This window comes from Streptomyces sp. P9(2023), assembly GCF_032436795.1.
In the GTDB taxonomy this organism is placed as follows: domain Bacteria; phylum Actinomycetota; class Actinomycetes; order Streptomycetales; family Streptomycetaceae; genus Streptomyces.
The window spans coordinates 88616-101695 of the sequence record NZ_JAUPWM010000007.1 but is presented as its reverse complement, the minus strand read 5'-3'; the positions used below and the strand labels follow the sequence as shown (position 1 = coordinate 101695).

Here is a 13080-nt window from a genome sequence, read left to right as displayed (position 1 = left end):
CCCGGCCGGATCCCCCACCCCCGGCCGGGGCGCGCCCCTTCACCGCCGCCCCGGACCCGTCCCGGCCTCCACCTCGCCGGTCAGCCCTTCACCGCGCCCCGCATGATCCCGCCGACGATCTGCCGCCCGAAGACGACGAAGACGACGAGCAGCGGCAGCGTCCCGAGCAGCGCCCCCGCCATGATCACCGACTGGTCGGGGATGTACCCCCGCCCGAGCCCCGCGAGCGCCACCTGGACCGTCGGGCTGCCGTTCTGCGTCAGCGCGATCACCGGCCAGAAGAAGTCGTTCCACGCCATCACGAACGTCAGCATCGCGAGCACCGCCATCGCCGGCCGCGCCGCCGGGAAGACCACGTGCCAGACGAGCCGCAGCGTGCCCGCCCCGTCCATCCGGGCCGCCTCGATCAGCTCCGAGGGGAGCGCCCGGCTCAGATGCTGGCGCATGAAGAAGACCCCGAACGCGGAGACCAGCGCCGGCAGCACCACGGACTGCAGCCGGTCGGTCCACGACACCTCGGCGATCAGCATGAATAGCGGTACGACGGCCAGCTGCGGCGGCACCATCATCGTGCCGATCACCACCAGCAGCAGCGCGTTCTTGAACCGGAACCGCAGCTTGGCGAAGGCGAAGCCCGCGAGCGTGGAGAAGAGTACGGTGCCGGCCGCCACCGCCCCCGCGACGACGGTGGTGTTCAGCAGTGCCACCCCCAGATTCGCGTCGGTCCACGCGGTGGCGAGGTTCTCGGGCAGGTTGCCGCCGAACCAGAGCGGGGGAGGGGTCCGGGCGAGCCGCTGGTTGTCCCGGGAGGCGGCGATCGCCGTCCACACCAGGGGAAAGAGGGACCCGGCGGTGAAGAGGAGGAGCAAGGCGTACGTCAGCGGTCCCACCCTCGGCGTACGCATCAGGACTCCCCCCGCCCGGCGAACCACGGCCGCAGCAGCCGCGCCACCGCGCCGATCAGGAGCAGAAGCAGGAACATCGCCCAGGCGATCGCCGAGGCCCGCCCCAGATGGTGGTTCACCCACCCCTGCTCGTACAGATAGAGCCCCAGCGTCTGGTACTGGTGATCCGCGCCGCCCGTCGCCCCCGCGCCGCCGTTGAACAGCAGCGGCTCGCCGAAGAGCTGCGTCGCGCCGATCGTCGACACCACGACCGTGAACAGGATCGTCGGCCGCAGCGCCGGCACCGTCACATGGACGAACTGCCGCCACCGCGAGGCCCCGTCCAGCTCCGCCGCCTCGTACAGCTCGCCCGGGATCGCCTGCATCGCCGCCAGGTAGATCAGCGCGTTGTACCCCGTCCAGCGCCAGATCACGATCGTCGAGACCGCGGCCCGCGAGGCCCAGGTCCCGTTCTGCCAGTCGACCGGCCCGAACCCGACGCTCCCGAGCACCCAGTTGACGAATCCGTGGTCCCGCCCGAAGAGCAGCACGAAGACCAGCGTGGCGGCGGCCACCGAGGTGGCGTACGGGGTGAGGGCCGCGACCCGGAAGAACGTCCGGCCGCGCAGCCGGGAATTGAGCAGATGCGCGAGGCCGAGCGCGATCAGCAGCTGCGGAACGGTCGACAGGATCCCGATCGTGACGGTGTTCCCCAGCGCGTTCCAGAAGAAGTCGTCGTCCAGGAGCCGGGTGAAGTTCCGCGCCCCCACCCACTCCATCCGGTCGGGCGCGGTCAGCTCGACCCGGTGCAGCGAGGCCCAGCCGGTGTAGAGAAGCGGGAAGAGCCCGAAGGCGGCGAAGAGAACGAAGAAGGGGGCGATGAGGGCGTACGGCGCGGAGCGCACGTCGAGGCGGTGCCGGCGGACGCGCCGCGTGGCGCCGCTCGTGACGGCGGGGGGCGTGGTGGAGGGCGCGGTGGGGGGCGCGGTGGGGGGCGCTTCCTGCGCCGGTACGGCGACATCGGCTTCGGCCTCGGTCATCGGTTCACCGGTCCAGGGCGTTGTCGATCGTCTTCACGGCCGCGTCCCAGCCGGCCCGGGGCGGCCGCCCCTTCTGGTCGACCTGCAGCATGCCGATGTCGGCCAGGTTCTGGGCGATGACCGCGTCCTTCGGCCCGGTGACGGCCACGGGGACGCCGCGGGCGGCCGCGGCGAAGATGGCACCGACGGGCGCGCCGCCGAAGTACGCGTGCCGGGCGCCGGAGACGACGGGCAGGGCGAGGGCGGTGGGGGAGCTGGGGAAGCTACCCCGCTTCTCGAAGAGCGTCGCCTGTTGGGCGGGCGCGGTCAGCCAGGCCACCAGCTTCGCCGCCTCCGCCCGGTGCTTCCCGGCCGACGGTACGACGAGGAAGGAGCCGCCCCAGTTGCCGGGCCGGGGCGCCGCCGCGACATCCCACACGCCCCGGCCGGCGGGCCCGGCCTTGTCCTGGATGTAGCCGAGCATCCAGGCCGGACAGGAGACGGTGGCGAACCGCCCGTTGGCGTACGCCTGGTCCCAGGCGGGCGTGAACTGCTGGAGCCGCGCGGTCAGCCCCTCGGTGGCGAAGGCGGCGGCCAGATCCCAAGCCCGCCGAACGGCAGGATTGCCTTTATAGATGACCTCGCCGTCGGCGTCGTAAAAGCGAAGTGGACTGCTGCCGGTGATCGCCGCCATGACCCCGGAGGCGGAGTCGACGAAGGCAACCCCCTCGGGCGCTGTGGCCCGGAACCTCCGACCGGCATCCAGATACTTCTCCCAGTCCCCGGCCCAGAGCCGCCCGACGGCGCTTCGGTCCGTGGGCAGTCCGGCCCGCGCGAACAGATCCTTGCGATAACAGACGGCCTGCGGCCCGATGTCCGTCCCCAGCGCGACCGTTCGACCGAGGCGATCGGTCCCTTGCGCCCATTTCCACGGCAGGAAGGCGCCTTTGTCGACACCGGGCACAGCGCCGAGGTCTTCGAGCCGGTGCCCCTGGGTGGCGGTGATCTCGGCGATGTTGTTCACCTCGACGGCCTGGACGTCGGCGAGCCCGGAGTCGGACACGAGGTGGGTGAGCAGCTGCGGGTAGTAGTTATCGTTCCGCTCGATCGAGGTCTGCCGCACGACGACCCCGGGGTGCATCCGCATGTACGCGTCGTAGAGCCCGGCCTCCTTGAGCCCGAAGGCCCCGAACACCCCGACGGTGAGCGTGACCCGCCCACCCTCCGCACCGCGCCCGCCGGCACACCCGCCCGCCAGCGCACCGACAAGCACGGCGACGACGACACGGCTCCAACGCATGGGGCGGCCTCCCGGGTGCCAGCGCCTGGTGACCGACGCCACGTTAGGCCCCCACCCCACCCCCCACCCCGACCACGCCACACCCGCTCACCCGAAGGGCCCCGGAAATCGCCGGCCCTGACCCGCCGGGGCGCTCTTCGAACCGCTAGCGCGCGATGACGAACCCGCGGGTGGGCTGGTGACGGTCCGCGGCGGCCACGGCAGCGAGGGTGGCGTCAGTGATGTCCCGCTGGTCGACGGGGTCCACTACGCGCCAGGCGCCCGACCGGTTCTGAGGGTCTACCGGTGTGAGGACCCCCGGGAGTCCGTACCTGCGCATCGAGTCGTACAGAGGCGAGACGTCGCGCGCGTCCATGACCCTGCTCCTTTCCCTTGGGAGCCAACGAGCCTATTCCCCGGGGTCGGGCAGGGAGGCGCATCCGCCCGGGTTGATCGGACCGCAGCCGCCGGGCATCGGGGTGTGCGAGCACTTCGCGGTGACCGTGACATTCGACTTCTTCGGTCCCGTCCAGAGATCGGCGTCGGGGGTATGGCCCGCCTGTTCGATGAGGGCCATGGTGCGGGTGAGGACGTTCGGGCCGTGGCGGGACGCGTCGGGTCGCTCGGGGTAGTGGTGGACGGCGCGGCCGAGGCGGCCGCACAGGGTCGCGTACAGGTGCGTGTGGAGGATGAGGGCATGCCACCCTTCATCCACCTCGCGCGTGGGGGCGATGCGAACCGTCGGGAACAGGCTCGCGGCGTGCACGAACTTCAGGGCCTCGGTGACGATCCGGCCCGCCATCGAGGGCTGCATACCGGGGTTGTTGTCGAGGACCGCGTGCATCACGCCGTTGAATGCCGCATCGCTCAGTAAGGCTCGGGCGCCGGGTGATCCGCCGCCGTCGGGATTGACGGAGCAGGGCGGCGGGACGGGTTCCGGCTGGTTCTTGCAGGCCATGGGTTCCTCCTGGTGGATTTCCGATGTGCGTGGACCCGCCCCGCGTGGGGCGGGAGTTCAGAGGGTGATGCCGACGGCGAGGACGGCGAGCATGCCCAGGACGATCAGGCAGTAGAGCGTCTGCCGCTGCCACTCGGTCACTGGACGTCCGGCGCGATCGGTGGCAGGTCGGAGCGGCCGACGAACGACGGGAGGGTCTGGTTCTGCTTGGCGCGGTGCTCGCGGAGGGTGCGGATCAGATCGCGGGCCACGAGCGCGAGCTGCCTGGTGTACGACCAGGTGCCGAGCGGTCCGTCCTCGGGGCCGTCCGCCTTCAGCTTGGCCCAGGTCTCCAGGACCCCGTTCCCGCGGATGCCCCGCTCGTCCGGCCGGATTCCCTCCACGCCTCCGGAGAGCCCGGCGCAGCGGGTCAGCAGCCGGTCGGTGAGGTCGGCGAGGGCGACGTCGCCAGGGTGGTTGTTCAGGCCCAGCGCCTCCGCGATATCTCGCTCCGCGGCCTTCTCGGCGTGTTCCTCGAATTCGTCGCACGCCCGGAGGAGGAGCGCGGCGAACCGGGCCTCAACTCCAGGCACGGGCTCGACGCCGTCCGATCGGTCGTGCTGGATATGCTCGCGCATGGCCGCTCCCTACCGTCGTTGACCTGCGGTACGAACGACGGTAGGGCCGCATACGGGCAGTAGAGGGGGGAAATCTCCCCCCTTCGTCACGCGGCCAACAGGCCCACGTTCACAGCCAGCTCGGACGCCCGGCGGCGGCGCGCTGCGACCTTCGACTCGACCTCCTCCAGGATGATCGAGCGGGCATAGCCGTTGTACCGGATCGTCTCCGGTGCGGCCTCGTACGCCTGTGACAGCGTCGCGATCGCTACGTCCGGCTGGCCGTCGAGCTGGTAGCCGCGGGCCTGCTCGATACGGTGCCGGGCCCGGCGCGGCCGGGACGGAATCGCTGTCGCGTCCGCGCGCGCGGCCTGCCGTACGGATTCCGGTCCGGCGTGCAGCTCGACGGCGACGGTGACCGCGTGGGCGCCCATGATGGCCTGCGAGAACGACGTGACCGGGTGGTAGTACGTCTCGGGCAGCCGCTCGGCCATCCTCTTCGCCTCGTCCCAGTGCCGCCACGCGGTGGCGGTCTCGCCACGGCGCGCGGCTGTGTAGCCGACCTCGAAGGTCAGCGCGCCCGCGATGGCGAGGACGTCGTCGGTGGCGTTCGGGAGAAGGGGGTTGAGGTACGCGAGGGCGTCGAGGTTGACGGCGTCGGCGGCGTCGTAGTGGGAGGGGCCGGAGTCGCGGTGGGCCTGGGTCAGGAGCCATGAGGAGACGCCGATGGCGTGCGGGTCGTCGGACTGCTGGGCGGCGACCAGGCTGCGTTCGGCGACGCGCCACAGCAGTGACGAGTCGGGCTGGTAGGCGAGGAAGAACTGACTCAGGCTGTAGACCTCGGCGAGAACGGCCTGTGCGGCGCGCCAGTCGGGCGGTGACTCGGCGTGCTTCACGGCGAGTTGGGCGTCGCGAATCAGATCAGGGAGCAGCGCGCCGATGACCTCTCGGTGATTCGGCGCGGAGTGCCGGGCCGACCACGCGCGCGCGAGGCGGGCGGCGATGTGTCGGCCTGAGGGTGCTAGCTGCTCGGCGGCCGGGCCGAAGGAGTCGACTGCGGCGCGTACGGCAGCGAGGCGGGGGTGTCCAGGGCCGATGAAGAGGTCGACGTGCATGTCGGGGTGTCCTGTGAGGTCGGCGAGGTTGCGAACGCGCAGTGCCGAGGCGATGCGATAGACGGTCTCAACCCCGGGCGCCTGGGTTCGCCCGCGCTCCAGGTCCTTCACCCAGTCCGAGGACTTGCCGAGGAGGCCGGCCAGCACCTGACGGGTCATGCCACGGCGTTCGCGGAGAATCTGCATGCGCTGCCCGAAGGCGACCGGGTTGGCGTACGGGTCCGGGGTAGCGTCCGATGACAAGGCCTTGCCCCTCTCTCGACAGACTCGACACCTGACAGCGTATGGGGCGACGTCCCTGTCGTGTGATCCAGATCGCAGGAAATCACCGCCTGCCGCCCGACGGGGAGAGGGCCCCGGAAAACGACTGAGGCCCCGGTTCTTTCGAACCGGGGCCTCGGCCTTCAGGGTGAGTGACGGGACTCGAACCCGCGGCATCCTGGACCACAACCAGGTGCTCTACCAGCTGAGCTACACCCACCATGACCGGCGGTTTCCCGAAGGTTTCCCCGACCGGCCGAGAAGAAGTCTACAGGGTCTGGGAGGGTGCTCGCGCCCGCATTCGACCCGGGGGCGTCAGGGGGGCGTCAGGGGGCGTCCGGGGCGCGAGCGGGGGGCTTGGCCGGTCGTCCGGGCTACTCCGGGGGCAGGACGTGGCGGGACGCGATCTGCTTCGCCGTGTCCGAGTCCGGGCCGGGCTGCGGGACGAAGATCGCCTCGCGGTAGTAGCGCAGCTCGGCGATCGACTCGCGGATGTCGGCGAGAGCGCGGTGGTTGCCGCTCTTCTCCGGACTGTTGAAGTACGCCCTCGGGTACCAGCGGCGGGCCAGCTCCTTGACCGAGGAGACGTCGACGATCCGGTAGTGGAGGTGGTTCTCCAGAGCCGCCATGTCACGGGCGAGGAATCCGCGGTCGGTGGAGACCGAGTTCCCGCACAGCGGGGCCTTGCGGGGCTCCTTGACATGTTCGCGTACGTACGCGAGGACCTGCGCCTCCGCGTCGGCGAGGGTCGTGCCGCCGGCGAGGGCGTCGAGCAGGCCGGAGGACGTGTGCATCTCGCGCACGATCTCGGGCATGGTCTCCAGCGCCGCGTCCGGCGGACGGATCACGATGTCCACGCCGTCGCCGAGCACGTTCAGTTCCGAGTCGGTGACCAGTGCGGCCACCTCGATGAGTGCGTCGTCCGTCAACGAGAGCCCGGTCATCTCGCAGTCGATCCACACCATGCGATCGTTCATGCGTCCTACCTTAGGGCCTGTCCGGCGGGCGGACGGGGGCCGCGGCCCCGAGCCGTACCGGCGTACGCCGACGGGCGCCCGGGAGAGGTGTCCCCGGACGCCCGTCGGTTTCTATCGATGCGCGGCTTGTGGCGCGCGGTCTGGACGGCCCCCTAGGGGGCGCTGCGCTGGCCCGGCAGGGCCGGACGCCCGGAGGCGTACGCGTCGGACTGCGACTTCCCCGGCTCCAGCGGACCACCGGGCCGCCGGATCATCGGCGCGCCCTGCGACGGCACCAGCGGGTCGAGCACCGCCGTCGTCGTCTCGGACTGCGGGCGCCGGGCCCGGTAGGCCGCGCGGTACGCGGCCGGCGAGGAGCCGAGCTGGCGGCGGAAGTGCCCGCGCAGCGCCACCGGGGAGCGGAAGCCGCAGCGACCCGCGACCTCGTCGACCGAGTAGTCGGAGGTCTCGAGCAGCCGCTGCGCCTGCAGCACCCGCTGGGTGATCAGCCACTGCAGCGGTGCCGAGCCCGTCAGCGAACGGAAACGGCGGTCGAACGTCCGCCGTGACATGTACGCGCGAGCCGCCAGCGTCTCCACGTCGAACTGCTCGTGGAGGTGCTCCAGGGCCCAGGCGACGACCTCCGCGAGCGGGTCGGCGCCGATCTCCTCTGGTAAAGACCTGTCGAGGTAGCGCTCCTGACCGCCGCTGCGCCGCGGCGGGACGACCAGCCGGCGCGCAAGCGCGCCCGCGGCCTCCGCGCCGTGGTCGGTCCGCACGATGTGCAGACACAGGTCGATGCCGGCCGCGGTGCCGGCCGAGGTCAGTACGTCGCCGTCGTCGACGAAGAGCTCCCGCGGGTCCACATGGACCGACGGATAGCGCTTCGCGAGCGTCGGCGCGTACATCCAGTGTGTGGTGGCCGGGCGGCCGTCGAGCAGCCCGGCGGCGGCGAGCACGAACGCGCCGGTGCACAGCCCGACGATCCGCGCGCCCTCTTCGTGTGCCCGGCGCAGCGCTTCGAGTGCTTCCGGCGGCGGCGGCGAGGTGATCGACCGCCAGGCCGGTACGACGACGGTTCCGGCGCGACTGATCGCGTCCAGGCCGTACGGCGCGGTCAGTTCGAGGCCCCCTGTGGTCCGCAGCGGGCCTTCCTCGCCGGCGCACACCAGCAGCCGGTAGCGCGGCACTCCGGCGTCCTGCCGGTCGATTCCGAACACGGAGAGCGGGATGGAGCTCTCGAAGATGGGGCCACCACTGAACAGCAGCACTGCGACTACTTCGCGGCGGCGGCGCCCGGTCAGCTTCCGTGCGGCCTCCGTTACGGCGGAGTCCTGGCTCATGACGCTAAGCCCCCCTCGGTGTTCGCGTCTCCCTGGTCCTGTCGCTCCTGCACGTTTCCCCTCGGTTTTGCACGAGACCCCAGTCTTCGATACCCATGATCGAATCTACTGTGTTCCGTGGCGCCGGGGTGACAAGTTCTCCATCCGGCACATTGTCGACAAGGCAACTTGGCGCGAAGCATTCGATCACGAAGCGTTCCACTCGCGGGCCGCGCAGGGAAGAGCGCTGTGCCCGCATGGCCCGTCCCCGTAGGGTGCGTGGGCCCGGCCCGCGGCTTCCGGGCCTGGTGGCGAGGGGGTTGAGGGGGCGTTCCGACAAGGACTCGCCGGCTTTTGGAACTTGGCTGAAATTATACGGGTGTGGGTGTGCGAACCCGTCAGCTTCGCGAGGGACGCGTCAGCCCTGACGGTGGTTTCGGCCGCCGTGCGAGCGACGTGCCCGGGGTCCCGCGGACTCGGCCCGCAGACCGTGTTCCGCGCGGCGCAGCAGCACCCGGCAGACCGCCGTCACGGCGGCGAGCCCGAGGGCCGTTCCGGCGGCCCCGCCCAGCGAGGTGCCGTAGGCGACGAGGACGACCGGGACGAGCACGCAGCAGAAGACCGCCCACCGGACGACGTCGCCCGCCGGGTCCGCGGTCGCGCTCGCCGAAGTACCCCCCGGCGGCTCCGGTGGGCGCCTCCGGCCGGGCCCCGGCGCCGGCGCGGGGGAGTGAGCCGGGGGGTGAGCCGGGGAGTGGGCCGGGGAGTGGGCCGGGCTGTGGAGGTCGGAATGGAGGTCGGCGGGGCGGGCGGTGGCGGCGGCCGTTGGTGCGGGCACGGTCGGGGCTCCCTGCGACGGTGACTGGACCTGTGGGAACGAGAAGCGGAACGTTCCGGTCACTGCCGGGGGCGCCGACGGGCGTCCGTTTGGCCCCTGGTCGGCTCCCTGGTCGGCCGCCGGGTCGGTCCCCGCGAGGACGGCTGGAGGGCAGCTGTAGGGCACAGGCGGCATTGCCATAACGGGACGGGCTCGTGCATGCTCCCTGGAACGCCGTGCGAGCGCCGCGGGTGGGCCTGGACGGCTCTGGGCAGGAGAGGAGTGTCGCCGTACCCTTGGGGGTATGGGCTTGGGAAGATGATTCCCGGACACAGCTCCGCCGCCAACCGTTGTTCCGTACGACGTTCTCCACATTCCCTTCCCACAAGGATCTTCTTCGCCGAGACACCGATGGCCGGTCACGAATTCCCCGAACCCGCGGACCGCAAGCGCGTCGCCGACTCCACGGTCGACCCCCTCGCGGTGGAACAGCCACGTCACTCCTGTGACCCCGCCTTCCGGCACGGAGTGGTCGTCGGTTTCGACGGCTCCACGTCCAGTGAACGGGCCCTCGCCTACGCCATCGGCATGGCCCGGCGCTCCGGATCCGGCCTGATCATCGTGCACGTCGCCAACAGACTGCCCACGACCGTCTGGGCGGGCTGCGAGCCGCCGGTCTTCGTCGACGTCCCGGACCACCGCACCGAGGTGCTCGGTCTGGAGCTCGCCTGCGCGGACTATCTGGCCGAGGTTCCCTGGATCCTGGTCGAGCGCGGCGGTGACATCTGTCACGAGTTGGAGGAGGTCGGCCGCGAGTACTCGGCCGACGCGATCGTGGTCGGCTCGACGCACGGGATCGTCGGCCGGATCTTCGGCTCGGTGGCCGGCCGGCTCGCGAAGCGCGCGCAGCGGCCCGTCATCGTCATCCCGTGATCGCCACGCCCTGATCGCCCGATCGCCCTGTCCGCCCTCATCGTCCTGATCGTCAGGCCCTGTTCGTCATCCCCTGAGCTTCACTTTCTCGACGCCTCGTCAACTCCCTTGGTACGGCGATAATTTCTGCCGCCGTCAGGTGATTTGTTCGCTTGTGAAGGGTACTTAAAAGTCACCGGAACAAGCAGCTCACGCAGCACAACTGCCCACTTGAAGGGAGCCCGCCGTGGACAACGACGTCGCCGCGGGAAACACGACCTCCACTCTCGGCCACCTCGCGCTCGGACTGACCCTGCTGGCCTTCGGCATCGGCAGCACGGGCGTCATCGACAACGTCGCGGCGTCGGACGCCGCATCCCTCGCCACCTGGGTCGGCGGGGTGGCGCTCTTCCTCGTCGGTCTGCTCGCCCTGCGCGCCGGCAACGGCGGTGAGGGCACGGCCTATTCGGCGCTCGGCGCCTTCTGGTTCACCTGGGGGACCGGAGTCGGCGACGGCGGTTCGGCCGAGGCGACCGGTCTCTTCCTGCTGCTGTGGGCGCTGCTCGCGCTCACGCTGACCATGGCCGCCGCGGGCAGCGGTCTGTTCGGACAGGGCGTCTACGGGCTGTTGTTCGTCGCCCTGCTGCTGCTCGGCATCGGCGCCCTCGCCGACAACGGCGGGCTCGGGAAGGCGGGCGGCTGGGTCGCCGCGGTGGCGGGCCTGGTGGCCTGGTACGGCGCGACGGCGGCGGTGGCCCACTGGCCGACGTCGCTCAGCCGCTCGGGCCGCAGCGCGGCCGCGGCGAGCTGACGCGTAGCCCAGGAAGAAAGCGGTCCCCGCGCACGAGTGACGTGCGCGGGGACCGCTTTCGTGTCCGGCCGGGCGTCCGCCCTTCCGGGGACAGGTCCGGAATGCGGGCGGACGGGCTTTCCCGGCCGTGGTCGAGAGCTCCAGGTGACAGGCCCGGGCTGCACTCGACCTCCGGGGACAAGCCCGGAAGCTGCTGCTCGTCCTCCGGGACAAGCCCGGAAGCTGTTGCTCGTCCTCCGGGACAGGCCCGGAAGCTGTTGCTCGTCCTCCGGGCCGCGCCCGGAGGCTGCTACTCGACCGTGACGGACTTGGCCAGGTTGCGCGGCTTGTCGATGTCGCGGCCCATGGCGAGCGCCGTGTGGTAGGCGAGGAGCTGGAGCGGGATGCCCATCAGGATCGGGTCCAGCTCGTCCTCGTTCTTCGGCACGACGATGGTGTGGTCGGCCTTCACCTGCGGCTGGTGCGCGACCGCGAGGATGCGGCCGCTGCGGGCCTTGATCTCCTCGAGGGCGGCGCGGTTCTTCTCCAGCAGGTCGTCGTCGGGGACGATCGCGACCGTCGGCAGGGCCGGCTCGATCAGCGCGAGCGGACCGTGCTTCAGCTCGGAGGCCGGGTACGCCTCGGCGTGGATGTACGAGATCTCCTTGAGCTTCAGGGAGGCCTCAAGGGCGACGGGGTAGCCCCGCACGCGGCCGATGAACATCATCGACTGGGCGCCGGCGTACGCCTCGGCGATCTTCTTGATCTCGTCCTCGGTCTCGAGGATCTCGCTGATCTGGCCGGGCAGCTTGCGCAGGCCCTCGATGATCCGCTTGCCGTCGGTCACCGACAGGTCGCGGATGCGGCCGAGGTGCAGCGCGATCAGCGCGAACGCGGTGACCGTGTTGGTGAAGCACTTGGTGGAGACGACGCAGACCTCCGGGCCGGCGTGCACGTACACGCCGCCGTCGGCCTCACGGGCGATGGCCGAGCCGACCACGTTGACGACGCCGATGACGCGGGCGCCCTTCCGCTTCAGCTCCTGCACGGCGGCGAGCACGTCGTACGTCTCACCCGACTGGGAGACGGCGATGTACAGGGTGTCGGGGTCCACGACCGGGTTGCGGTAGCGGAACTCCGAGGCCGGCTCGGCGTCGGCGGGGATCCGCGCCATGGACTCGATGAGCCCGGCGCCGATGAGACCGGCGTGGTACGAGGTGCCACAGCCGAGGATCTTGATCCGGCGGATCGAGCGGGCCTCGCGGGCGTCCAGGTTCAGGCCGCCCAGGTGGACGGTGGAGAACCGGTCGTCGATCCGGCCGCGCAGCACGCGGTCGACCGCGTCGGGCTGCTCGGAGATCTCCTTGTGCATGTACGTGTCGTGGCCGCCCATGTCGTAGGAGGCGGCCTCCCACTCGACGGTCTCCGGGGTGGCCGTGGTCGTGGCGCCCGAGGTGGTGTACGTACGGAAGTCGTCGGCCTTCAGGGTGGCCATCTCGCCGTCGTCGAGGGTGACGACCTGGCGGGTGTGGGCGATCAGGGCGGCGACGTCCGAGGCGACGAACATCTCCTTCTCGCCGATGCCGAGGACGACCGGGGAGCCGTTGCGGGCCACCACGATGCGGTCGTTGAACTCGGCGTGCATGACGGCGATGCCGTAGGTGCCCTCGATGTGCTTGAGCGCCTCGCGGACCTTCTCCTCCAGGGTGGTGGCCTGGGAGCGGGCGATCAGGTGGGTGATGACCTCGGTGTCGGTCTCGGAGGCGAAGACGACGCCGTCCGCCTCCAGCTTGGCGCGCAGCTCCTGGGCGTTGTCCACGATGCCGTTGTGGACGACCGCGACCTTGTTCTCCGGGTCCAGGTGCGGGTGCGAGTTGATGTCGCTCGGCGCGCCGTGGGTGGCCCAGCGGGTGTGGGCGATGCCGGTGGTGCCGGTGAAGCGCTTGGGGACACGGGCTTCCAGGTCACGGACCCGGCCCTTGGCCTTGACCATCTTCAGGCCGGCGGCCTTCGGGCTGGTGATGACGATGCCCGCGGAGTCGTAACCCCGGTACTCCAGCCGCTGCAGGCCTTCCAGCAGCAGCGGGGCGACGTCGCGCTTTCCGATGTAACCGACAATTCCGCACATAAAGGTGTTACCCCTCCAGGTTGGTGAACGTGCCCCGCCGTGT

General features: G+C 70.9%; 13 protein-coding genes and 1 tRNA gene. 2 read left to right on the top strand and 12 right to left on the bottom strand.

What is annotated here, in order from left to right; genetic code table 11:
* Positions 1–80 precede the first annotated feature (80 nt).
* The 11 genes from Q5762_RS12750 to Q5762_RS12700 form a co-directional block, all read right to left on the bottom strand.
* A complete protein-coding gene (locus Q5762_RS12750; protein WP_315892156.1) occupies positions 81–905 on the bottom strand; it encodes a carbohydrate ABC transporter permease in 825 nt (274 codons plus the stop codon).
* Positions 905–1924 (bottom strand): sugar ABC transporter permease, encoded by a 1020-nt coding sequence (locus Q5762_RS12745; RefSeq protein ID WP_315892155.1) that lies wholly within the window; start codon positions 1922–1924, stop codon positions 905–907. Before Q5762_RS12745 ends, Q5762_RS12750 begins: the two co-directional genes overlap by 1 nt.
* 4 nt (positions 1925–1928) lie before the next feature.
* Positions 1929–3203 carry an ABC transporter substrate-binding protein gene (locus Q5762_RS12740; protein ID WP_315892154.1) on the bottom strand — a complete coding sequence of 425 codons (1275 nt, stop codon included), beginning with the start codon at positions 3201–3203 and terminating at the stop codon, positions 1929–1931.
* Between the two features lie 145 nt (positions 3204–3348).
* A complete protein-coding gene (locus Q5762_RS12735; protein WP_315892153.1) occupies positions 3349–3558 on the bottom strand; it encodes a hypothetical protein in 210 nt (69 codons plus the stop codon).
* 33 nt (positions 3559–3591) lie between these two features.
* Complete coding sequence (locus Q5762_RS12730) at positions 3592–4140, bottom strand: hypothetical protein (RefSeq protein ID WP_315892152.1); 549 nt, start codon at positions 4138–4140, stop codon at positions 3592–3594.
* Positions 4141–4277: 137 nt separating this feature from the next.
* Positions 4278–4757, bottom strand: coding sequence for a hypothetical protein (locus tag Q5762_RS12725; protein WP_315892151.1), 480 nt, complete (start codon positions 4755–4757; stop codon positions 4278–4280).
* Between the two features lie 86 nt (positions 4758–4843).
* Positions 4844–6094: a helix-turn-helix domain-containing protein gene (locus Q5762_RS12720; RefSeq protein WP_315892150.1), complete on the bottom strand. Its 1251-nt coding sequence runs from the start codon at positions 6092–6094 to the stop codon at positions 4844–4846.
* Positions 6095–6259: 165 nt separating this feature from the next.
* A tRNA-His gene (locus Q5762_RS12715) sits at positions 6260–6332 on the bottom strand.
* 154 nt (positions 6333–6486) lie between these two features.
* The gene (orn, locus tag Q5762_RS12710) at positions 6487–7089 is read right to left on the bottom strand and encodes an oligoribonuclease (RefSeq protein WP_315892149.1); all 603 of its coding nucleotides are present in this window, start codon (positions 7087–7089) and stop codon (positions 6487–6489) included.
* Positions 7090–7241: 152 nt separating this feature from the next.
* The gene (locus tag Q5762_RS12705; protein WP_315892148.1) at positions 7242–8411 is read right to left on the bottom strand and encodes a helix-turn-helix domain-containing protein; all 1170 of its coding nucleotides are present in this window, start codon (positions 8409–8411) and stop codon (positions 7242–7244) included.
* 397 nt (positions 8412–8808) lie between these two features.
* Entirely contained in the window at positions 8809–9228 is a 420-nt protein-coding gene (locus Q5762_RS12700) for a hypothetical protein (protein WP_315892147.1), read from the bottom strand.
* A gap of 390 nt (positions 9229–9618) precedes the next feature.
* On the opposite strand from Q5762_RS12700, the gene Q5762_RS12695 reads away from it, so the two are divergent.
* Together Q5762_RS12695 and Q5762_RS12690 are read left to right on the top strand one after the other, a co-directional pair.
* Positions 9619–10140 (top strand): universal stress protein, encoded by a 522-nt coding sequence (locus Q5762_RS12695; protein ID WP_137989180.1) that lies wholly within the window; start codon positions 9619–9621, stop codon positions 10138–10140.
* 226 nt (positions 10141–10366) lie between these two features.
* Positions 10367–10930 (top strand): GPR1/FUN34/YaaH family transporter, encoded by a 564-nt coding sequence (locus tag Q5762_RS12690; protein WP_315892146.1) that lies wholly within the window; start codon positions 10367–10369, stop codon positions 10928–10930.
* Positions 10931–11219: 289 nt separating this feature from the next.
* Here the strand turns inward: Q5762_RS12690 and glmS are convergent, their stop codons facing one another.
* Positions 11220–13037 carry a glutamine--fructose-6-phosphate transaminase (isomerizing) gene (gene glmS, locus Q5762_RS12685; protein ID WP_315892145.1) on the bottom strand — a complete coding sequence of 606 codons (1818 nt, stop codon included), beginning with the start codon at positions 13035–13037 and terminating at the stop codon, positions 11220–11222.
* Between the last annotated feature and the right edge of the window lie 43 nt (positions 13038–13080).